At 69.6% G+C, this 19,823-nt stretch carries 20 protein-coding genes and 3 pseudogenes; 15 read left to right on the top strand and 8 right to left on the bottom strand.

The window, feature by feature from the left end; genetic code table 11:
- The first annotated feature begins 62 nt into the window (after positions 1-62).
- The 3 genes and pseudogenes from QM720_RS13360 to QM720_RS13350 all read left to right on the top strand — a co-directional run.
- On the top strand, positions 63-350 hold the full coding sequence (locus QM720_RS13360) for a helix-turn-helix domain-containing protein (protein ID WP_415127300.1): 288 nt from the start codon (positions 63-65) through the stop codon (positions 348-350).
- The gene (locus tag QM720_RS13355; RefSeq protein ID WP_415127298.1) at positions 347-1,588 is read left to right on the top strand and encodes a type II toxin-antitoxin system HipA family toxin; all 1,242 of its coding nucleotides are present in this window, start codon (positions 347-349) and stop codon (positions 1,586-1,588) included. The genes QM720_RS13360 and QM720_RS13355 overlap by 4 nt, the downstream gene beginning before the upstream one ends.
- Before the next feature lie 28 nt (positions 1,589-1,616).
- Positions 1,617-1,772 (top strand): annotated as a pseudogene (locus tag QM720_RS13350) (zinc finger domain-containing protein); the annotation flags it as partial.
- 35 nt (positions 1,773-1,807) lie between these two features.
- On the opposite strand, the gene QM720_RS13345 reads toward QM720_RS13350, so the two are convergent.
- Positions 1,808-2,488 (bottom strand): suppressor of fused domain protein, encoded by a 681-nt coding sequence (locus QM720_RS13345; protein WP_415127296.1) that lies wholly within the window; start codon positions 2,486-2,488, stop codon positions 1,808-1,810.
- Positions 2,489-2,789: 301 nt separating this feature from the next.
- Between QM720_RS13345 and QM720_RS13340 the strand changes: the two genes are divergently transcribed.
- From QM720_RS13340 to QM720_RS13325, 4 genes and pseudogenes are all read left to right on the top strand, one after another.
- A complete protein-coding gene (locus tag QM720_RS13340) occupies positions 2,790-3,116 on the top strand; it encodes a transcriptional regulator (protein WP_415127294.1) in 327 nt (108 codons plus the stop codon).
- A gap of 183 nt (positions 3,117-3,299) precedes the next feature.
- Positions 3,300-3,659 (top strand): hypothetical protein, encoded by a 360-nt coding sequence (locus QM720_RS13335; RefSeq protein WP_415127292.1) that lies wholly within the window; start codon positions 3,300-3,302, stop codon positions 3,657-3,659.
- Positions 3,647-4,552 carry a leucine-rich repeat domain-containing protein gene (locus QM720_RS13330; protein WP_415127290.1) on the top strand — a complete coding sequence of 302 codons (906 nt, stop codon included), beginning with the start codon at positions 3,647-3,649 and terminating at the stop codon, positions 4,550-4,552. Before QM720_RS13335 ends, QM720_RS13330 begins: the two co-directional genes overlap by 13 nt.
- A gap of 74 nt (positions 4,553-4,626) precedes the next feature.
- Positions 4,627-4,767 (top strand): annotated as a pseudogene (locus QM720_RS13325) (DNA-formamidopyrimidine glycosylase); the annotation flags it as partial.
- Positions 4,768-4,834: 67 nt separating this feature from the next.
- On the opposite strand, the gene QM720_RS13320 reads toward QM720_RS13325, so the two are convergent.
- Positions 4,835-5,344 (bottom strand): hypothetical protein, encoded by a 510-nt coding sequence (locus tag QM720_RS13320; protein WP_415127288.1) that lies wholly within the window; start codon positions 5,342-5,344, stop codon positions 4,835-4,837.
- Between the two features lie 397 nt (positions 5,345-5,741).
- On the opposite strand from QM720_RS13320, the gene QM720_RS13315 reads away from it, so the two are divergent.
- Both QM720_RS13315 and QM720_RS13310 read left to right on the top strand, forming a co-directional pair.
- Complete coding sequence (locus QM720_RS13315; protein WP_415127286.1) at positions 5,742-5,981, top strand: hypothetical protein; 240 nt, start codon at positions 5,742-5,744, stop codon at positions 5,979-5,981.
- The gene (locus QM720_RS13310; RefSeq protein WP_415127284.1) at positions 5,971-6,390 is read left to right on the top strand and encodes a TA system VapC family ribonuclease toxin; all 420 of its coding nucleotides are present in this window, start codon (positions 5,971-5,973) and stop codon (positions 6,388-6,390) included. The genes QM720_RS13315 and QM720_RS13310 overlap by 11 nt, the downstream gene beginning before the upstream one ends.
- Before the next feature lie 18 nt (positions 6,391-6,408).
- On the opposite strand, the gene QM720_RS13305 is transcribed toward QM720_RS13310, so the two are convergent.
- The 3 genes from QM720_RS13305 to QM720_RS13295 are packed head-to-tail and all read right to left on the bottom strand — an operon-like array spanning position 6,409 to position 8,729.
- Positions 6,409-7,488, bottom strand: a complete 1,080-nt coding sequence (locus tag QM720_RS13305; protein WP_415127282.1) for a GNAT family N-acetyltransferase — start codon at positions 7,486-7,488, stop codon at positions 6,409-6,411.
- Positions 7,485-8,555, bottom strand: coding sequence for a GNAT family N-acetyltransferase (locus QM720_RS13300; protein ID WP_415127280.1), 1,071 nt, complete (start codon positions 8,553-8,555; stop codon positions 7,485-7,487). Before QM720_RS13300 ends, QM720_RS13305 begins: the two co-directional genes overlap by 4 nt.
- 42 nt (positions 8,556-8,597) lie before the next feature.
- On the bottom strand, positions 8,598-8,729 hold the full coding sequence (locus QM720_RS13295; protein WP_415127278.1) for a hypothetical protein: 132 nt from the start codon (positions 8,727-8,729) through the stop codon (positions 8,598-8,600).
- A gap of 408 nt (positions 8,730-9,137) precedes the next feature.
- Here QM720_RS13295 and smc point away from each other — a divergent pair, with 408 nt between their 5' ends.
- The 3 genes from smc to QM720_RS13280 all read left to right on the top strand — a co-directional run bounded on the left by smc (position 9,138) and on the right by QM720_RS13280 (position 14,093).
- Positions 9,138-12,647: a chromosome segregation protein SMC gene (smc, locus tag QM720_RS13290; RefSeq protein WP_415127276.1), complete on the top strand. Its 3,510-nt coding sequence runs from the start codon at positions 9,138-9,140 to the stop codon at positions 12,645-12,647.
- A gap of 9 nt (positions 12,648-12,656) precedes the next feature.
- Positions 12,657-13,529, top strand: coding sequence for a signal recognition particle-docking protein FtsY (gene ftsY, locus QM720_RS13285; RefSeq protein ID WP_415127274.1), 873 nt, complete (start codon positions 12,657-12,659; stop codon positions 13,527-13,529).
- A 63-nt stretch (positions 13,530-13,592) separates the two neighbouring features.
- Positions 13,593-14,093, top strand: a complete 501-nt coding sequence (locus QM720_RS13280) for a DUF2004 domain-containing protein (RefSeq protein WP_415127272.1) — start codon at positions 13,593-13,595, stop codon at positions 14,091-14,093.
- A gap of 23 nt (positions 14,094-14,116) precedes the next feature.
- Here the strand turns inward: QM720_RS13280 and lipA are convergent, their stop codons facing one another.
- On the bottom strand, positions 14,117-15,181 hold the full coding sequence (gene lipA, locus QM720_RS13275) for a lipoyl synthase (RefSeq protein ID WP_415127270.1): 1,065 nt from the start codon (positions 15,179-15,181) through the stop codon (positions 14,117-14,119).
- Positions 15,178-15,825 (bottom strand): annotated as a pseudogene (gene lipB, locus QM720_RS13270) (lipoyl(octanoyl) transferase LipB); the annotation flags it as partial. The pseudogene lipB and the gene lipA, both read right to left, overlap by 4 nt.
- Positions 15,826-15,994: 169 nt before the next feature.
- Here lipB and QM720_RS13265 point away from each other — a divergent pair.
- The 3 genes from QM720_RS13265 to ffh all read left to right on the top strand — a co-directional run bounded on the left by QM720_RS13265 (position 15,995) and on the right by ffh (position 18,513).
- Positions 15,995-16,534, top strand: a complete 540-nt coding sequence (locus QM720_RS13265) for a TetR/AcrR family transcriptional regulator (protein ID WP_415127268.1) — start codon at positions 15,995-15,997, stop codon at positions 16,532-16,534.
- Positions 16,535-16,720: 186 nt separating this feature from the next.
- Complete coding sequence (locus QM720_RS13260) at positions 16,721-16,912, top strand: RNA polymerase sigma factor (protein ID WP_415127944.1); 192 nt, start codon at positions 16,721-16,723, stop codon at positions 16,910-16,912.
- A 44-nt stretch (positions 16,913-16,956) separates the two neighbouring features.
- Positions 16,957-18,513 carry a signal recognition particle protein gene (ffh, locus tag QM720_RS13255; RefSeq protein WP_415127266.1) on the top strand — a complete coding sequence of 519 codons (1,557 nt, stop codon included), beginning with the start codon at positions 16,957-16,959 and terminating at the stop codon, positions 18,511-18,513.
- A 103-nt stretch (positions 18,514-18,616) separates the two neighbouring features.
- Here ffh and QM720_RS13250 read toward each other — a convergent pair whose 3' ends face one another.
- Positions 18,617-19,780, bottom strand: coding sequence for a glutamate--cysteine ligase (locus tag QM720_RS13250; protein ID WP_415127264.1), 1,164 nt, complete (start codon positions 19,778-19,780; stop codon positions 18,617-18,619).
- Positions 19,781-19,823: the final 43 nt, after the last annotated feature.

The following is a 19,823-nucleotide window of genomic DNA, read 5'->3' as shown; positions in this document are numbered from 1 at the left end:
TGCTCGCCATATCATGGCTATCCGGCTACGATAGTCGTCGTAGTAGGAGAGGAGAATGTGCCATGGTCGGGTACAAGATCGACCGACAGCTTGCCGAGTTCGGCGAGCACGTGCGGGGCTGGCGCATGGTCCTGGGCCTGACGGCGCAGCAGGTGTCCGAGCGCTCCGGGATCACCCGGGACACCCTGCGCAAGATCGAGGCGGGCGACCCGAGTGCGGGCTTCGGCAACGTCGCGCAGGTGCTGCGCGCCCTCGGCGTGCTCGACCAGGTGGTCGAGGCTGTCGACCCGCTCAAAAGCGACATCGGCCGCCTGCGTGCGGGGAGCCTCGCGAAGAAGCGCGCGCGATGACCACCGTCGAAGTCCTCGTGGACGAGGCGGGTGGCGCGCGCGTGGTGGGCCAGGCACACTTCACCAGGCAGCGCGGCCAGATCTCCACCACGTTCCTCTACGACCCGGGCTACCTGTCGAGCGACGGCACGAGCATCGACCCCGCCCTACCGCTGGTCTCGGGCGCGCAGCACCAGTCCGGTCTGGTGCGCGCCTTCGCCGACAGCGCTCCCGATCGCTGGGGCCGCAACCTCGTAGAGAAGGCGGAGCGCGCGCGTGCGCGCGACGAGAGCCGCGTGCCGCGCCGGCTGGACGACCTCGACTTCCTCCTGGGCGTCAGCGACGACACGCGGCAGGGAGCACTGCGCTACCGATTGCCAGGCAGCGAGGAGTTCCTCGGGAAGCCCGCGACTGTCCCCCGGCTCGTCTCGCTGCCGGAGCTGCTGCGCGCATCGGACGAGCTCGCCTCGGACGAGGATCCGAGCCGGGCCGTCAAGCAACTGCTCGACACCGGCACGACCGGCCTGGGCGGCGCGCGGCCCAAGGCGTCCGTGCGCCTCGAGGACGGCTCGCTGGCGATCGCGAAGTTCCCGCATTCCAGCGACCGGTGGGACGTCATGGCCTGGGAGGCGACGGCGCTCGATCTGCTGGAGGCCGCGGGCATCCGGGTGCCACAGCGACGGCTCGCCCGGGTGGGCGAGCGCAGCGTGCTGATCCTGCGCCGGTTCGACCGGACGGGCGAGGGGCACCGGATCGGCTACATCAGCGCGATGACGGCGCTGAGTGCCGCAGACGGAGAGCACCGCGACTACGCCGAGATCGCCGAGGCGATGCGGGACCTGTCGCTCTCGCCTCGGGCCGACCACCACGAGCTCTTCGACCGCGTCGTCGCGGGCGTCGCGCTCGGTAACACGGACGACCATCTGCGCAACCACGGCCTCCTCGCCGATCGCGGTTCGTGGATGCTGAGCCCCGTGTTCGACGTCAACCCGAACCCCGACCCGCAGCGGGCCCGCTCGACCACGATCATGGGTGCCGACGCCCCGCCCGACGAGGCCGAGGCACTGCTCGCCTTGGCAGAGGAGTGCAGCCTCTCGCCCGCCCAGGCACGCGAGCGGATCGCGCGCGTAGCCGGAGCGGTCACCGGGTGGCGCGACGCCGCGCGGATGAACGGCGTCCGTGAGCAGGAGATCACGATGATGGCCGAGTCGATCGAGCCTCGGGTGAACACGGTGATCGCCACCGCGGGGAAGGCGTGAACATAGCCTCGACAAGGTGAACCGCAATGTCGAAGTACGTGGGAAGAGCGGCTACTTCGCGCACTCACTGCATTCATACGGGCGAACCGGCCAGCCGTGCGATCGTTGCGGGGAGCCCCTGCGCCGCGTGGTGATCGGCGGACGCTCGTCGCACTTCTGCCCGGGATGTCAACGGCGGCGGTGAGCGCACGAAGCGATTTTCTCAGTCAGAAAAGTCAGTCAGAAAAGGCTGTGTGTTCGCGACAGATCGGTGACCAGCAACGGATTGCCGTCCTCCTTCAGAGCAGCTGCGAGTCGCTGCGAACGCGTGAGGGAGTCTGCGGTGGAATCGGCGGTGAGCCATTCGAACTCCGCCTGGGTGATGCCCACGAGCTGCAAGAACTCAACGCGGCCGTGAACGGTATCGACGCCGAGAATCTCCGTGTCGGGGACGACGAGGAGACTGGTCAGTAGGCTGTCGCTTCCGACGCGGATGGGGGTACCTTGGCCACCGATGGACTGGAACGGCTCGAACCACCGCTGTGACGTGTAGGTGTACCGCGCAAGGTTCCTGAGAACATCGGCCGCCCAGTACGCATCTTCCGGGGTGTCGGAGCGAACCTTCATGGTCATCTCGTACCCCCAGCCGCTGTCGTCACCGCCGTACGAGGCCTCTTCGGCGTAGAGTGCTGTCATGCCGTAGGAGACCAGATGCTGGTATCCGTTGGGGCTCGGGAAGAAGCTCACGCCGTCGAGAAACTCAGACCCGCCGAAAATCGCGCGAGCAGCCATGTTCGAAGCAAGGTGTGGGGGCTCTACGCCCGGATAGTGCTGTGCGAAGGCCTGATCGATGGCCTCCCACCCGGGCGCCCACTCGTCGTCGGCAGCGGCTCGGGCGACGTACTCTTCTTTCGACATCATCACCCCAACCTACCTACCCCGATCGTGTGACGGCTGCAGTGCGGGCAGCCTGAAAGTCGGTCACCGGAGGGCGTCGAGCGCGGGCGAGGGCGTCGAGCAGCGACGACGACCAGCCTGGCCGCGCCGACGAGCTCGGTCTCCGGTGGGTCGACGTCGCGGACGCCGGAGAGGATGACGTTTTCCGTCGCCACACCCGCGGCGAGGGCAGAGGACCATCCGCCGAGGGGTCCGGACAGTGCGAGGCCGCCGAGGTAGCCGGTGGTGGTGCTCCCGAGTGTGTTGTGTTGACGTCGGCGTGGGCGTGGGCGTCGCACCAGACCACGACGGCGTCCGGGCGGTGGTGTGCGACGACGGGGAGCGTGGCCAGGGCGACGGCACGCCGCCCCAGCGCGGTGACCGGTGTCTCGCCGCGCTCGAACAGGCCCCGGAAGTGCGCCGCTGTGCCGGCATCACCCGCGACACCCTGCGCAAGATCGAGAACGGCGACCCGACGGCGGGCTTCGGCAATGTCGCGCAGGTACTGCGCGCCCTCGGGGTGTTCGACCAGGTCGTCGGGGCCGTGGATCCGCTGAACAGCGACATCGGTCGCCTGCGCGCCGGGAGTCTTGCGAACAAGCGCGGGCGATGACCACGTCGAGGTTCTCGTCGACGGGGCGGGCGGCGCGCGCCTGGTGGGCCAGGCGCACTTCACCCGGGCGCGGGGCCAGGTCGCGACGGTCTTCCTCTACGACCCGGCTACCTGGCCGGCGGCGGCACGAGCATCGACCCAGCACTGCCGCTGGCCTCGGGCGCGCAGCACCAGAGCGGGCTGGTGCGCGCCTTCGCCGACAGCGCCCCCGATCGCTGGGGTCGCAACCTCATCGAGAAAGCCGAGCGGGCCCGCGCCCGCGAGGCGGGCCGGACTCCCCGCCGGCGGGACGACTTTGACTTCCTCCTCGGCGTCAGTGATGACACGCGCCAAGGCGCGCTGCGCTACCGGCGACCGGGAGGACGGGCGTTCCTCGGCAAGCCCGCGACCGTCCCGCGGCTCGTTTCGCTGCCAGAGCTGCTGCGCGCATCGGACGAGCTGGTCTCCGACGAGGACCTCATCCGACAGTGTGTTGAGGCTGCGCGAAAGATACGATTGCGGTTTCATCAGAAGTCGTGGAGGAGCGCAACGTGGGCGAAGTGATCGAGGCGCCGCAGAAAGCCACGGAGGTGAAGGCCTGGCTGGCCGCACACGCGAACCCCGATCCCGCTGTGCTCCTGCCGATCCCGAAGCAGAAGGCCAGCGCAAAAGTCGCTGCGGTGCGGGCGCTTGGCGCGATCGGCGGGCCTGCCGCATTCGAAGTGTTGTCGCAGTATGCAAGTGACGGCAAGTACTCGGACGCGATGCTCAAAGAGTTGCACGTCGCGTGGGGTGCATTTGACCGGCACGACTTCGCTGCAACCATGTTCAACAGCAGGGTGCTCCGGCTCGGCATGACCACGAACGTGACAGGGCTCGACGCCGTTGCCGATCTCTGCGCACTCGACATCATCGTTCCGAAATCTCTTGACCTTGCGCCGCTCGCGGCCTGTCAGAATCTGCGCGAGCTGAACATACTCGTCTACGACTCCGGCACCCTTGATTTGTCGTTCCTCGAGGAACTGCCCTGCCTGGAGCACCTCGATCTTGCGAATCTCTCGAAGCAGACGAACCTTGCGCCGCTTGCCCACACCTCGCTGAAGTCGCTGTGCCTCCCGCTCGATGGGCAAGCCGGCGATGTGCTGCTGCAGATTGATTCACTGGAACGGCTACAGGTGTCGGGCGGTGTTCAAAAGGCGGATCATTCTTCCGCCGATCCGTCCGATGTTGATCCCGGCCTCATCGACGTTGTCGTTCGTCTCGTTCAGCGCGGAGTCTCGGTCGTGACCTATCGACATGAGAAAAGCTGGGTGCCCAGGCTTGTCGAGACAGCGGCCGCGGCGGGCCTGTTCTCAACCGAGTCGAACGGTTATGTGGGGCTCACGAATGATGCGGCCGAGATCAACGGTCTGGAGCGAAGGATGTTCAATAACCACGTCACCGGCCTGTATCTCTGAGAGGACACGTCCACGGTTGCGAACTACCGGACAAGGCCGGATGCGCCCGCGCACATGAACGTGAGAAGCTGCGGCAGGCGGGCTGCTTCGCGCACTCGCTGAACGCCTACGGGTGCACGGGACAGCCGTGCCCGCGCCGCGGCCGGCCGATCCGTCGGGAGGCGTTCATGAACCGGTCGGGTCACTTCAGAGCGCGCAGCCGGCGGCGGCGGTGAGGCTGGCCATTGGTTGCAGCAGTGGCGTTCGCCTTCGGGCGGCACGCACCGCTGAGCGGGTGGTGTCTCACCTGTCGGTTCTGAGGTTCAGAGCGCGCAGGGTGACCTCGGATGGCAGGACTCCATGCCGGATCCAGTGCTGCAGCAACGGAGTGGCCTTGGCAGAGGTCCACACCTCGTGCGGGAACACGGTCGCCGTGTGCTCGCCGATCTGGATGACCTCGTTCGGCGTCTCGTCGCGGAACTCGTGTGGATTGCTGTTCCGGCCCACCGCGAACTGCCGATAGCCGTCGCCGATCCGCTCGCGGATCTCGACGAGTAGACGGCCACGCCTGCCCGCGACCTGGAAGTAGGCTTCCGGCCAGTGGTTGAAATCGATGCCGGGCAGCCGCCAATCGCCGTCGAACGGTGCGGGGAGCGGTGCCCAGACCTCGGCCCAGTGGGTCTTTCCGTCGAGATAGGTGAACGCATTCGTGTGGTCGAGCGGATCGTTCAGGTGATCCGGAAGTGCGAAGGTAATCCGCCCGTAGCGCCCGTAGGAAATCCTCACGTGCGTGGGGGTGACATCGTCGCCCATCCGGCATCCTCTCAAGGCTCTGCGTGAAGCGTTCCCGTGGCGGTCTGTATCTCTCGATCATGCGTCGTAGCCAGGCGTCGGTCATGGCATCGTCGAATGCGCCCTCGTATGCGGTCATCGTCTGCTCGTCTTGCAGGATCTCGCGAAGCGCAGGAAGGTCGAGCCCCGTCATCTCTCGGAGGTGAAGACGGGGCGTGTCAATGCGCATGAGGCCAGTATTTCAGAGCGCTTGAGTGTTCACAGATGGGCGGTTGCGGACACTCTCGGACAGGAAGTGAAGCCGCTGTTGCATACTCAGAGCCTCGCAGACGCTCAGGCCTTGGGACATTCGCGGCGTGGCCGCTTCAGCACTCCGAGTGACGGCAGTCGGATGATGCGGTGATGTTATGATGCGGATATGCGTACGACGCTCGATCTCGACCCTGTGGTGCTCAGCGTCGCGCGCGCGAAGGCGAACGCAGAGCGCATTTCTCTCGGCAAGGCCGTCTCCGCTCTCGCTCTCGCGGGAGTCGGAGCGCCGGACGCGACGCAGGGCACGGCATCCGCGTTCCCGATTCTTGCCGGCGTCGCGGGCCACCTCGTGACTGACGAACTCGTCGCAGCCTTCCGTGACGACGAGCCCGGCGATGCTGCTTGATGTCAACGTGCTCCTGGCCCTGACCTGGGACCACCACGTCCATCATCAGGTCGCGCACCGGCGCTTCACGGAACTGACGTCATGGAGTACGTGTGGAGTCACGGAAGCAGGGCTCTTGCGCATGCTGCTCACTCCGGAAGTCGTGGGTCGCCGGGTCAGTGGGTCCGAAGCAATCGGGCAGCTCCGTGCCATTCGGCGTGTGAGCGGCTGGCGCTTCATCGACGACGACACGTCGCTCGCCGAATCGCGCATCGATCTGCGCGTGCTCATGGGGCGTCGGCAGGTGACGGATCTTCACCTGGTCAATCTGGCCGCGGCGCGGGGGACGAAGGTCGCGACCTTCGATGCAGGTCTCCGAGACGCGCTCGTCCCCGATGATCGGCATCTTGTCAGCGTCTGGAGCGCCTGAAAGGTCTCGGCAACCCGGTCACGCCAGCTCCTTCTGCCAGGCGCCGGCGATGACGATCGGAGTGAACCCGATCGCCTCGTTGACGTCGAGCATGGGGCGGTTCTCCTCGGCGTTGAACGTCGTGATGAACGGCGACTCGGGCACGAGCTCGCGCCAGCGCAGGATGCCGGCGCACTTGACGATCGTCCCGAGCCGGTGGCCGCGGTGCTCTTTGACGACGAGCGTGCCCCACTGCTGCGTCTTGCGGGTGCGGTCGGCCCCGATCGTCAGCTCGTTGTACGCGACGACCCGACCGGTCGGCACGTGCACGACGGCGGACACCAGCACGAGCAGGCCGCTTGCGGCCAGGCGTGCATCGCGGCTGCGCACGCGGTCGGCATCCCACACCGTCTCGACGACCTCGAGGCCGGCCTGCGGAGGATCGGTCGACATGCGCGACAGGACGAACGCGAAGCCCTCGACGAGCGCATCCGGCGTCGCCCCGGTCCACTGCTCCAGGCGGTACTCGGGGCCGGCGGCGTCCTCGGCGCCCGCGAGCATGGCGCGCACGCCGCTCGGGTCGGCACGCAGGTCGAACATGCTATTGCGCTCGACCTGGCCCAGCGCGAACCCGCTGTCGAGGTAGAGCGCGGTCTGCGCGTCGCGCGGCACCCATCCGAACCCGGTCGGCGCCGCAAGGCGCTCCGCCGCCTCGTCGATGCGGTGGAGCGTGTAGGTCTGCACGACCGGACGCTCCCACTCGAGCGCCTGCGCGTACAGGCGCTTCAGGAGGGCCGCTTCGACACCGCAGTCGCGGGCCTCGGGCGCGGCCAGCAGGTCGAACTCGAGCGCGCGCGCACCCTCCTCCCGCGGTGCCGTCAGCTGCGCCGCGCCCACGGCCCGGCCGCCCCGACGGGCGAGGAAGCCCTGGTGCATCCGGTAGGTCTGGTCGCGCCACTCGGGCAGCATCTCCGACGCCTCCCAGCGCAGGTGATCGACGCCCAGATCGTACTCGAGCGCCCGGTTGAAGACGTCGATCAGCGCGTGCAGGTCGTCGGCATCCGGCGCGTCGACGGCGTCGGGAAGCACCACCGGCGTGATGTCGATCGCCTCGCTCACGACAGCACCTTCTTCCAGGCGCCCTCATAAGCGACCGGGAGGAATCCGATCGCCTCGTTGATGTCGAGCATGGGCCGGTTCTCCTCGGCGTTGTAGGTGATGACCTTCGGCGAGTGCGGCGCGACCTCGGCGCGCCAGCGTCGCAGCCCGGCGCACTTCACGAGCAGGCCCAGCCGATGACCGCGGTGCTCCTTGAGCACGAGCGTGTCCTCCTGGTGGCTGGGGCCTTCCGGATCGGTGCCGAGGACGAGTTCGTTGAAGGCGACCAGCCGGCCGCTGTCGAGGTGCTCGGCAGCGGTGACGAGCACCGTGCGGCCGGCGTCGACGTACTTCGCGTCGTGCCGGGCGATGCGCGCGGCATCCCACACCTCCTCGTCGAAGACCAGCTCGGCGTTGGGGGTGTCGGTCGACATGCGCGACTTCACCCACGCGTAGCCGTCGACGAACTCGGGCGGGGTGGGGGCGAACCACTGCACGACCCGGTAGCCGGCCGCCGCCTGCTCGGCCTCGGCCAGCAACCGGGTCACAGTCTGCTCCGAGGCCGCGAGGTCGAGGTTGCTCTGCCGCTCGACCTGTTCGAGCGTGTAGCCGTGGCGGCGGTAGAACCGGGCGACGTGGTCGTCGGGGACGGAGCCGAAGCCCGTCGGCGCGGCGATGCGGGGACCGTCGCTCGCGGGATGCTGCGCCCACGACTGCAGCACGGTGCGCCCGTGCTCGCGTGCGGCGTGCTCGATCAGCGGGTAGCCGGCGGAACCGATGCCCCGCCCGTGATGGGCGGCGAGCAGTTCGACGAGCCAGAACCCGTTGCGGGAGCCCTCCTCCAGGGGGAAGTCCACGCCGACGCGGCCGATGAGCTCGCCGTCGGCGTGGACCGTCCAGACGAAACGGATCTCGTCGGGATCCTCCTGGTAGTGCGGCAGCAGTTCTTCCGGAGTGAGGTCGTCGTCGTTGTTGCCGGCGACCTCCCGGTAGATGCGGTTGCGGACATCGGTGAACTGGCGGAACTCGTCCGACATGCCGACCGGGATGGTGAGGGGCCGGAACTCGACCCCGGGGATGTGCGTCATGAGAAGTCCTTGTGTGTGCGGCATCCGCGGATGCCGGTGCTGTCAGAGGAAGGGGATGATCTGCATGCGGCGCTGCCACTCCCGCTCGCGCAGCTCACGGTCGCGCTGGGCGAGACGGATGCGGCGGCGTTCGGGATCGGCGGCGTGCGGTGCAGACGCGCTGAAGGGATGCATGATGATGCTTTCGAGCGGGGGAGAGCTCAGGCTCTCCACGGATGGCCCCGGGCGAGGTGGCGCCGGGACGCAGTGGTGCCGGGCTGCGGCAGACGCGCATGGACACGCGGATGGGCTCGTGCGCGGAGGCGGCTACGCGGAAGCGATCACGCCCGGATGCGGGCGGAGTTCTCCTGTGCGCCGGTCAGCAGGCGGCCGGGAACGCGCCGAAGGAGACGATCCCCGCGCGCGCACGGACGGGAGGGATTCCTCCCGTGGTGTTCAGGTGCAGCATCATTTCGGGGACCTCCTTTCTCGACTTCTGACGCGAACAGTGACGCTAGTCCCCTTTCCGGCGCGCGTCAAGAGGGCGATGGGTCGCCGGTCCGATAGCGTGGTGCGCACAGCCCGCCCGTGGAGGATCGTCGAATGCACCTGAAGAGCCTGACGCTCAAGGGCTTCAAGTCGTTCGCACAGCCGACCACGTTCGCGCTCGAACCCGGCGTCACGTGCATCGTCGGCCCGAACGGCTCGGGCAAGTCGAACGTCGTCGACGCGCTCGCGTGGGTCATGGGCGAGCAGGGGGCCAAGACGCTCCGCGGCGGAAAGATGGAAGACGTCATCTTCGCCGGAACCTCCACCCGTGGTCCGCTCGGTCGCGCCGAGGTGCAGCTGACGATCGACAACGCCGACGGGGCGCTGCCGATCGAATACAGCGAGGTCACGATCAGCCGCACGCTGTTTCGCAACGGCACCAGCGAATACGCCATCAACGGCGAGAACTGTCGTCTGCTCGACGTGCAGGAACTGCTCAGCGACTCGGGGCTGGGCCGTGAGATGCACGTCATCGTGGGGCAGGGGCGCCTGGACAGCGTGCTGCAGGCGAGCCCCGAAGACCGGCGCGGATTCATCGAGGAGGCGGCCGGGATTCTCAAGCACCGCCGCCGCAAGGAGAAGACCCTGCGCAAGCTCGAGGCGATGGAGGCCAACCTCACGCGCCTCAGCGACCTCGCCGGAGAGCTGCGGCGCCAGCTCAAGCCCCTCGGCAAGCAGGCCGAGGTCGCGCGCGAGGCCGCCACGATCGCGGCGGTCGTCCGCGATGCCAAGGCGCGGCTGTTCGCCGACGAGCTCGTCGGGCTGCGCACTCAGCTCGCCGACCACGCCCGCAACGAGCACGAGCGCCACGCCGAGCGCCTCGTCCTGCAGGACCAGTCCGAGCAACTGAAGCTGCGCATCGACGCGCTGGAGGGCCAGCAGCGCTCCGAGGCCGTGGACGCCGCGCGCAGCACGGCGTTCGCGCTGGAGCGCGTGCAGGAGCGGCTGCGCGGGCTGTACACGCTCGCCGGGCAGCGTCTCGCGCTGCTCGAAGACGACGGCACGCTCGCGATCGAGGTCGCCACTGTGAGCCAGGCGACGATCGACGAGGCGCGGGCGGAGATCGACGAGATCGCGGCCGGGCTGGGCGGTGCGCAGGATGCCGCGGCCGCGGCCGCGCGGGGCGTCATCCGCGCCCGCGCCGAGCTCGACGCCCTCGACGCCGACATCGCCGCCCAGAGCGCGCTGGTGTCCGAGCACGACATGCGCCTGACCGCGCTGCGCGGAACGGCCGAGGCCGCGGCGTCGCGACTGGATGCCGTGCGCACCGCCGTCGAACGCCAGCAGCGTGCGCTGGATGCCGCCCTCGCGCGCCGCGTCGAGGCCGAGAAAGCCCTCGAGGGCGTCGACCCCGATCTCGTGCCGGAGGGGTCGTCGGCGGAGCACGCCGCCCGCTACGAGCGGGCGCAGCGCGACGCCACCGAGGCCGAGCAGTCGGTGGCCGCTCTGCGCGAGCGCCTGCACGCGACCGAGCGCGAGGTCGAGTCGCTCACGGCGCAGTCGGCGGCGCTCGGACGGGCGCTGGACGTGCGCAACGCCGCGGCGGCGCTGATCGAGCGCGGTGGCCGCGGCATCCGCGGCCTCGTCGGCGACGCCGTGAAGGTCACGCCCGGATACGAGGCGGCCATCGCCGCCGCACTCGGGGCGCTGGCGGAGGGCGTGCTCGTCGACGACGTCGCCGCCGCGCTGGAGGCGGCCCGCACGGCGCGCGACGCCGATCTCGGCCGGGTCGACATCGCGATCGCAGGCGCCGGCGCGATGGGCCCCGAGCTGTCCGGCGTGGCGGGTGTCACCGCGGCGCGCGACGTGGTGACGGCGCCGGAGGGCGTTGTCGGCATCCTCGCGTTCGTCGGCATCGTCGATGACCTGGAGTCCGCCCACGACGCGGGCCGCGCGCTCGCGCAGCGTGAGCCGGGCGGCCCGGTCACGATCGTGACGCGGGCCGGAGAGGTCGTCACCGAGCACACCGTGCGCGCCGGTTCCGGCGGCGGACGCTCGCGGCTGGAGCTGGCCGCCGAACGCGACGCTGCCCGTGAGCGGCTGGGCGAGATCACCGTCGTCGCCGACTCGCTGCGCGAGGCCCTGAGCGACGCGCAGCACGCGTGGGACGAGGCCCGCCAGCGCACGCGGCAGACGCTGCAGGGCCTGCGCGAGCACGATGCCGCGCTCGCGGCGCACACCGAGCAGGTCAACCGCGCGACGGTGCGGCACGAGGCGGCGATCGCCGAGTGCGAGCGCCTGGAGAGCGGGCTGCGGCAGGCGCAGGCCGCCGTCGCCGACGCCGAGAAGGCCGCGCACGCCGCGGATGCCGCGCTGCAGTCGGCCGCGGAGGCTCCCCGGCCGATCCTCGACGCCTCTGCGCGCGACGGGCTGCTGGAGGCGCTGGAGACCGAGCGCGACAGTGAGATGCGCGCACGGCTCGACGTCGAGACCCTGAAGGAGCGGGTGCGCGCGGGCGAGGCGCGCGTGGACCAGCTGGTCCGGCAGCGCGAGCGGGAACGCGTGGCCGCCGCCGAGGCGGCCCGGCGTGCCGTGATCCGCACGGCGCAACGGGAGCTCGCCGCCGAGGTCGCGACCACCCTGCCGCCGGTGCTCGACTCGGTCGACCGTTCGGTGACGCAGGCGCGCGTCGAGCTGCAGCTGGCCGAGCAGGCCCGCACGGCGCTAACGGCCGAGCTGAGCACGCTGCGGACGGAGGAGGCCGGCGTGCGCGAGCGCCTGGCCGGCCTCACCGAGAGCGTCCACGGCCTCGAACTGCAGATGCACGAGAAGCGCCTGCACGTGACGAGCCTGCTCGAACGCGTCGCCTCGGAGCTCAGCCTCGACGAGAATATTCTCGTTTCGGAATATGGGCCCGATCAGCCCGTTCCCGCCGATGGCGGCGAGGGAGAGTCGTCGGAGTTCGATCGCGCGGCGCAGCGACGGCGGCTGCACGACGCCGAGCGCAAGCTCGGGCTGCTCGGCCGCGTGAACCCGCTCGCGCTGGAGGAGTACGCCGCGCTGGAACAGCGCCACGCCTTCCTCACCGAGCAGCTTGCCGACCTCGTGCAGACCCGGAAGGATCTGCAGACCATCATCGAAGAGCTCGACGAGCGGATGCAGGCGATCTTCCTCGACGCCTTCGAAGACACCAAGGTCGCGTTCGGCGAGGTGTTCCCCATCCTGTTCCCGGGCGGTTCCGGCAGCATCTCGCTGACCGATCCCGACAATCCGCTGACGACGGGCATCGAGGTGTCGGTGCGGCCGGTGGGCAAGAAGATCGAACGGCTGTCGCTGCTGTCGGGCGGTGAGCGGTCGCTCGCGGCCGTGGCGCTGCTGACGGCGATCTTCAAGGCGCGGCCGAGCCCGTTCTACATCCTCGACGAGGTCGAAGCGGCCCTCGACGACGCCAACCTCGGGCGCCTGCTGGGGGTGTTCGAGCAGTTGCGCGCCTCCAGTCAGCTCATCGTCATCACCCACCAGAAGCGGACGATGGAGATCGCCGACGCCCTGTACGGCGTCTCGATGCGCCAAGACGGCGTCTCGGCCGTCGTCGGCCAGCGCGTGCGCGAAGCAACAGCCTAGGCTGGACGCATGGCGGAGAACCCCTGGTCGCTCGGTCGCGCGCTGCGCGGCATGTTCGTGCGGCCCACGATCGACGAGACGACGTGGGACGACCTCGAAACGGCGCTGCTGACCGCCGACTTCGGGCCGGACATCACCGAACGTCTCGTCGACGAACTGCGCGAGAAGGTCGAGCGCTTCCGCACGACCGATCCGCGCGACCTGCAGCGGATGCTCAAGGAGACGCTCGAAGAGCACTTCGCGCGCTTCGACACGACCCTGACTCTCACCGAACGCCCCGCCGTCGTGCTTGTCGTCGGAGTCAACGGCGTCGGCAAGACGACGACGATCGGCAAGTTCGCGAAGTTCCTGCAGCGTTACGGGCGCTCGGTCGTCGTCGGCGCCGCCGACACGTTCCGCGCCGCCGCCGTCGACCAGCTCGCGACGTGGGCAGAGCGCGGCGGGGCGACGATCGTCCGGCCGCAGCACGAGGGGCAGGATCCGGCATCCGTCGCGTACCAGACGATCGACTACGCGAAGCAGCACGGCGTCGAGATCGTGCTCGTCGATACCGCGGGGCGCCTGCACACGAAGGGCGGGCTCATGGACGAGCTCACGAAGATCCGCCGCGTCATCGAGAAGCAGGCGCCGATCAGCGAGGTGCTGCTCGTGCTCGACGCGACGACCGGGCAGAACGGCGTCATGCAGGCGGAGGCGTTCCTGGAGCACGCCGGCGTCACCGGCCTCGTGCTGACGAAGCTCGACGGCTCGGCGAAGGGCGGATTCGTGCTCGCCGTGCAGGAGCGCACCGGCATCCCGGTGAAGCTGCTCGGGCAGGGCGAGGGCATCGGCGACCTCACCGGATTCACGCCGCACGTGTTCGCCGCGGCGCTGGTGGACTGATCAGGCCACGCGACACGCGCCGGTGGGGTCGCGCGCGGGCGCGCGGGATGGTTGCATAGGGCCATGGCGATCGAGCACGACTACTTCGGGCTTTTGGAGTCCGGGCCCGACGGGTCGATCTTCTGGAGCGAGGTCGTCGACTTCGCCGATCAGCGGGTCACCGTGGATCTGACCGCGCCCGATCAGAACGACGTCTCGCAGGCCGCGCTCGACGTCGCCGCGGCGCTGATCTCGTCGCTGGAGGAGATCGACCTCGCATCGCGCAACGCGATGGTCTCCGAGCTCGACGATCGTACGAGCGAGGTCACCGAATACCTGCTGCAGCAGCAGGAGAGCCTCGGCGACGAGCTGGAGGACGTACTGGTCGACGTCTCGGGCGACGTGCACATCGACATCATCCGATCGCTGCAGCTGATGAGCATGACGATCCTCGCCGACGAGCTCGGCGGCACCGATCCGTTCGCCGTGCTCGAGTACGCGCTCGACCCCGATGCCACCGACGACGTCCTGCTCGTCAACCTCGCCAGCGACGGCACGGTGCAGTCGGTCACCAGCGCCGACTGATCCGTCGCGGGCCGGATGCCGGCTCAGACCGCCTGGGCGAAACCGCGCTCGGGGTGGACCTCCGCGGCGATGTGCGCGAGGTGGGCGGGGATCGCGCGCCCCTTCGCGGTCATCGACTGCGCCCACAGGCGCCCCGCGCGGTACGACGAGCGCACGAGCGGGCCGGCCAGCACGCCGAGGAAGCCGATGCGCTCGGCCTCGTCCTTGAACTCCACGAACTCGGCGGGCTTCACCCAGCGCGCCACCGGCAGGTGCCGGGGCGACGGCCGCAGGTACTGCGTGATCGTGACGATGTCGGTGCCCGCGTCGTGCAGGTCGCGCAGCGCTTGGACGACCTCCTCCGGCTCCTCGCCCATGCCGAGGATGAGGTTCGACTTCGTGATCAGTCCCGCCCTCCGCGCCTGCGTGAGCACGTCGAGCGAGCGCTCGTAGCGGAACGCGGGCCGGATGCGCTTGAAGATGCGCGGCACGGTTTCCACGTTGTGCGCGAACACCTCGGGGCGCGCGTCGAACACCTCGTTCAGCAGCGCGGGGTCGCCGTTGAAGTCGGTGGCGAGCAGTTCGACGCCGGTCTCCGGGTTGACGGCGTGGATCTGCCGGATCGTCTCGGCGTTCAGCCACGCGCCCCCGTCGGGCAGGTCGTCGCGCGCGACGCAGGTCACCGTCGCGTATCGCAGCTGCATCCGGCGCACGCTGGAGGCGACCCGCCGCGGCTCGTCGGTGTCGTAGTCGGCGGGCTTGCCGGTGTCGATCTGGCAGAAGTCGCACCGCCGCGTGCACTGCGAGCCGCCGATGAGGAAGGTGGCCTCGCGGTCTTCCCAGCACTCGTAGATGTTGGGGCATCCGGCCTCCTGGCACACGGTGTGCAGCTGCTCGCCCTTCACGAGCGATTGCAGCGCCTGGTATTGCGGCCCCATCTTCGCCGTGGTGCGGATCCACTCCGGCTTGCGTTCGATGGGCGTCTGCGCGTTGCGCACCTCCAGGCGGAGGAGCTTTCGCCCCTCGGGAGCGCTGGCGACGGATGCCGGCGCGTCGCCGGAGCCGCACACGACGGTGCTGTCGTTCGCGGGTGCTCCGCACCCCCTCATGCGGCGACCTCCGCCGCGGCGAAGGATGCCGCGCACGCATCGGCGACGGCGGGCAGGACGTCGGCGGGGGAGATGTCGCGGCCGAGCACTTCGCTGAGGGTCGTGACGCCGGCATCCGAGATCCCGCACGGGACGATCTGCGCGAACGGCAGCAGCGTGTTGTCGCAGTTCAGGGCGAACCCGTGCATCGTGACGCCGCGCTGGACGCGCACGCCGATCGCGGCGATCTTGTCTTCGGACAGCGGCCGGCGCACCCAGACGCCGCTTCGGCCCTCGACGCGGTAGCCGTCGACGCCGAGGCTCTGGAGCACCTCGATGAGAACCGCCTCCAGTCGGCGCACGTGCGCGACGACGTCGACGGGTTCGGCCAGACGCACGATGGGGTAGCCGACGAGCTGCCCCGGCCCGTGCCAGGTGATCTTGCCGCCCCGGTCGACGTCGACGACGGGCGTGCCGTCTGTCGGTCGCTCGTGGCGCGCGGTGCGCGCACCGGCGGTGAAGACCGGCTCGTGCTCCAGCAGCAGCAGCGTGTCCGGCCGATCGCCGGCGACGACGTCGGCGTGGATGACGCGCTGCAGCTCCCAGCCGTCGAGATAGGGAACGTAGCCGGGGGCAAGGCCCACGGTGTGCACGTCGAGCATGAGGCTCCTTCGCTTAGTGAACTGCGTCCAACAATAGCTCTCACCGGAATGATCGTTCGGCTGCGGTCGCGCGGGTGTCCGAAAAGCAGGCTGGATCAGCAGCCGGTGGCCCCTTCGCGGGCGAGGAGGCGCGATTCGGCCTGCTTTTCGCACGCCGGGCTACGCTTCGAGGGTGACCAGCGGACGCCCCAAGTCGACCTCGCGCGACACGATCGCCGAGGCGGCCTGCGAACTGTTCCTGGAACGGGGCTACGAGCACACCTCGGCCGCCGCCATCGCGAGGCGCGCGGGCGTAAGCCGGTCGAGCTTCTTCAACTACTTCGACTCGAAGGCCGCGGTGCTGTGGGGCGGCTTCGACGAGCGGGCGGATGCCGCCGTGTCGGCGCTGGCCGCCGGCACAGAGCCCGCCGCCGCGCTGCGCGCGCTCGTCACGGGGTTCGCGCCCGACAGCCTCGCGCTCGCGGTCACGAACTCCGACGTGATGGGCATCGCGGCGCAGTTGGAGGACGAGCGCGCGCTGCGCCAGGCCCGGTTGGCGCGGGCGATCGCCGAGCGCCTGATCGCCGGCGGCGCGTCGCGGCTTGCCGCCGAGGTGCGCGCCGCCGGCGCCGCGGCGACCGTCTTCGCCGCGGTGTGGGCCTGGGCACGCTCGGGCTCCGCGCGCACAAGCCTCCTCGACGCGTTCGATGAGGCATCCGCCGCCCTCGCGTGAACCTCGCGCTGTCATTTCCTGCACGCGCTGCTGAAGTTTCCGCAGCGCGAGCAGGTTTCTGCAGCGCGAGTGGACGAAACGCGTCCGGCCGGACAGGTACGGGGTAAGAACACCTCACGATGGAGGAGCCATGACCCCCGACACCCTGGATGATCTGCTGGACCGCTCCGCTCCAGAGACGACGGGATCGAGGTACGTGACGCCATCGCCCGCCTCGACCCCGACGACGCCGAACTCATCCGGCTGGTGCACTGGGAACGGCTGACGATCGTCGATGCTGCGGAAGTCCTCGGCATCCCGGCATCGACGGCTCGCGGTCGTTACGCCAAGGCGAAGGGCGACCTGCGCGCCATGCTCGGCGTCGAGGCAGCACGCTGAGCCACGCCAGCCTTGTTGCGCGGCTCGCGTAAACTCAAGACATCATGGCGACTTTCGGCACCCTCTCCGACCGGCTCACCGAGACCTTCCGCAACCTCCGCACCAAGGGCAAGCTCACGCCCGCCGACGTCGACGGCACCGTCCGCGAGATCCGGCGCGCGCTGCTGGATGCCGACGTGGCGCTCGTCGTGGTCAAGGACTTCACCGCGAAGGTGCGTGAGCGTGCGCTCGGCGACGAGGTCAACAAAGCGCTGAACCCCGCTCAGCAGGTCGTGCAGATCGTCAACGAAGAGCTCATCGCCATCCTCGGCGGCCAGCAGCGTCGCCTGCAGTTCGCGAAGAACCCGCCGACCGTGATCATGCTCGCGGGCCTGCAGGGCTCGGGCAAGACGACGTTCGCCGGCAAGCTCGCCAAGCAGCTCGAGAAGGACGGCCACACCCCGCTGCTGGTCGCCGCCGACCTGCAGCGCCCGAACGCCGTCAACCAGCTGCAGGTCGTGGCGCAGCAGGCGGGCGCCGCGATCTACGCGCCCGAGCCGGGAGGCGGCATCGGCGATCCGGTGCGGGTCGCGCGCGACGGCGTCGAGACCGCCCGCCGCCAGCAGCACGACATCGTCATCATCGACACCGCGGGCCGGCTGGGCGTCGACGCCGAGCTGATGAAGCAGGCCTCCGACATCCGCCGGGCCGTCGACCCCGACGAGGTGCTGTTCGTCATCGACGCGATGATCGGTCAGGATGCCGTAGCCACAGCCAAGGCCTTCCAGGACGGCGTCGACTTCACCGGCGTCGTGCTCTCGAAGCTCGACGGCGACGCCCGCGGCGGTGCGGCGCTGTCGGTCGCCAGCGTGACCGGCCGGCCCATCATCTTCGCGTCCACCGGCGAAGGTCTCGACGACCTCGAGGCGTTCCACCCCGACCGCATGGCGAGCCGCATCCTCGACCTCGGCGACATCCTCACCCTCATCGAACAGGCCCAGCAGGCCTTCGACGAGGAAGAGGCGCGCAAGGTCGCGGAGAAGATCGCCAACGAGCAGTTCACGCTCGAGGACTTCCTCGACCAGCTGCAGCAGATGAAGAAGATGGGCTCGATGAAGAAGATGCTCGGCATGCTGCCGGGCATGGGCCAGATGAAGCAGCAGCTGGAGAACTTCGACGACCGCGAGATCGACCGCACCGAGGCGATCATCCGCTCGATGACCCCGGGGGAGCGGCGCAACCCGAAGGTGCTCAACGGCTCGCGGCGCCTGCGCATCGCGCGCGGGTCGGGCATGACCGTCACCGACGTGAACCAGCTTGTGCAGCGCTTCGACCAGGCCGCGAAGATGATGAAGACCGTCGCCCGTGGGGGAGTGCCGAACATCCCCGGGATGGGTCCGGTCGGCCGGCCCGGCGCGTCGAGCAAGCGCGGCAACAAGAAGAAGTCGAGCGGCGGATCGCGGTCGGGCAACCCGGCCAAGCGCGCGGCCGAGAACGCGGGGCTCGCGGCAGCGGCGCCGAGCACGCCGACCGGGTCGGGCTTCGGGCTCGGCGGGGGCAGCGCCGCTCAGCCGACCGAGTCGGACCTCGCCGAGATCCAGAAGCTGTTCGGTCGCGGCTGACGCGGGGTCGGGCGTTTCGTCTCGGCCCTGACGGGCCTCGCGCAACGACCGGGGCCGGCCCCTGGGCCTGCGCTCACCGACCGGGAGGGCCGGACGGGCGCCGTCAGTGGCCGAGTGAGGCGAGGTGGTCGCGCAGGGTGGGGCCGGCGCGGAACTCGCGGATGAGGTGCTGCACGACTTCGCGGAGGTCGCCGCCGGCGGCTTCGGCGACGAGCACCTGACGGGTCGAACTCGTCCCCTGCTCGAGGATCGCCCCGATGCCGGCGAACTCGCGGGCGCAGCGCAGCTCCTCGGCGATCGGCGCGAGCGACTCCATCAGCTCGCGCAGGTGGTCGGCGACGCCCCGCTGCGTGCCGTCGCTGTCGACGATCACCTCGGCGTCGAGGCCGTAGCGCGCCGCGCGCCACTTGTTCTCACGGGTGAACCAGGGCTGCAGGGTCGGCAGGCGGCGACCGGCATCCAGTTCCCGCGAATAGTGCTCGACGAGCACCTGCACGAGCGCGGCGACGGCGGCGAGCTCGGGCAGCGTCGACATGCCGTCGCAGGCGCGCACCTCGATGGTGCCCCAGTGCGGTGCGGGGCGGATGTCCCAGCGCACCTCGGTCGCGTCGGCCATGACTCCGGTGCGGACCATGTCGTCGAGGTACGACTCGTACTGCGACCAGTCGGTCAGCGGCCAGGGCAGCCCCGCCGTGGGCAGCTGCTGGAAGACGAGCGCGCGGTTCGACGCATAGCCGGTGCGCTCGCCCGCCCAGAACGGGCTGGATGCCGACAGCGCCTGCAGGTGCGGCAGATACAGCGACAGGGCGCCGATGAGCGGGAAGACCTTGCGCACGTCCTCCACGCCGACATGCACGTGGATGCCCCAGATCATCATGTTGCGCCCCCACCACTGGGTGCGCTCGATGAGCTTGTGATACCTCGTCTTGTCGGTGACCTGCTGGTCGTACCACTGCGCGAACGGGTGGCTGCCGGCGCACAGCAGCTCGATGTCCAGCGGATTGGTGACGGTGCGGACGGCCGCGATCGCGTTGGCGATGTCGTCCATGACCTCGGCGACCGTGTCGCCGACGCCGCTGGTCACTTCGATCGTGTTGGTGAGCAGTTCGCCGGTGATCGTATGGCGCTCATGAGCGGATGCCGCCTCCAGCGCGTCGAGCACGGCGGACGCTCCGGGAACCAGGTCGCCGGTGCGACCGTCGGCCAGCATGATCTCCCATTCCACGCCCAGGGTGGAGCGGGCAGAGGTCGCGAACGGCACCGTCATGCGCACAGTCTGACACGGCGGCCGCGATGATTCGCGGCATCCG

The sequence above is a fragment of the Microbacterium sp. genome (assembly GCF_047602155.1).
GTDB lineage: Bacteria > Actinomycetota > Actinomycetes > Actinomycetales > Microbacteriaceae > Microbacterium.
Note: the sequence above shows the minus strand (reverse complement) of the source record. Positions and strands in the feature narration are given on the sequence as shown.

Coding starts and splice junctions, on each gene's coding strand:
- QM720_RS13360 (WP_415127300.1), top strand. CDS start 63: ATGGTCGGGTACAAGATCGACCGACAGCTTGCCGAGTTCGGCGAGCAC.
- QM720_RS13355 (WP_415127298.1), top strand. CDS start 347: ATGACCACCGTCGAAGTCCTCGTGGACGAGGCGGGTGGCGCGCGCGTG.
- QM720_RS13345 (WP_415127296.1), bottom strand. CDS start 2,488: ATGATGTCGAAAGAAGAGTACGTCGCCCGAGCCGCTGCCGACGACGAG.
- QM720_RS13320 (WP_415127288.1), bottom strand. CDS start 5,344: ATGGGCGACGATGTCACCCCCACGCACGTGAGGATTTCCTACGGGCGC.
- QM720_RS13315 (WP_415127286.1), top strand. CDS start 5,742: ATGCGTACGACGCTCGATCTCGACCCTGTGGTGCTCAGCGTCGCGCGC.
- QM720_RS13310 (WP_415127284.1), top strand. CDS start 5,971: ATGCTGCTTGATGTCAACGTGCTCCTGGCCCTGACCTGGGACCACCAC.
- QM720_RS13300 (WP_415127280.1), bottom strand. CDS start 8,555: ATGACGCACATCCCCGGGGTCGAGTTCCGGCCCCTCACCATCCCGGTC.
- QM720_RS13295 (WP_415127278.1), bottom strand. CDS start 8,729: ATGCATCCCTTCAGCGCGTCTGCACCGCACGCCGCCGATCCCGAACGC.
- smc (WP_415127276.1), top strand. CDS start 9,138: ATGCACCTGAAGAGCCTGACGCTCAAGGGCTTCAAGTCGTTCGCACAG.
- ftsY (WP_415127274.1), top strand. CDS start 12,657: ATGGCGGAGAACCCCTGGTCGCTCGGTCGCGCGCTGCGCGGCATGTTC.
- QM720_RS13280 (WP_415127272.1), top strand. CDS start 13,593: ATGGCGATCGAGCACGACTACTTCGGGCTTTTGGAGTCCGGGCCCGAC.
- lipA (WP_415127270.1), bottom strand. CDS start 15,181: ATGAGGGGGTGCGGAGCACCCGCGAACGACAGCACCGTCGTGTGCGGC.
- ffh (WP_415127266.1), top strand. CDS start 16,957: ATGGCGACTTTCGGCACCCTCTCCGACCGGCTCACCGAGACCTTCCGC.
- QM720_RS13250 (WP_415127264.1), bottom strand. CDS start 19,780: ATGACGGTGCCGTTCGCGACCTCTGCCCGCTCCACCCTGGGCGTGGAA.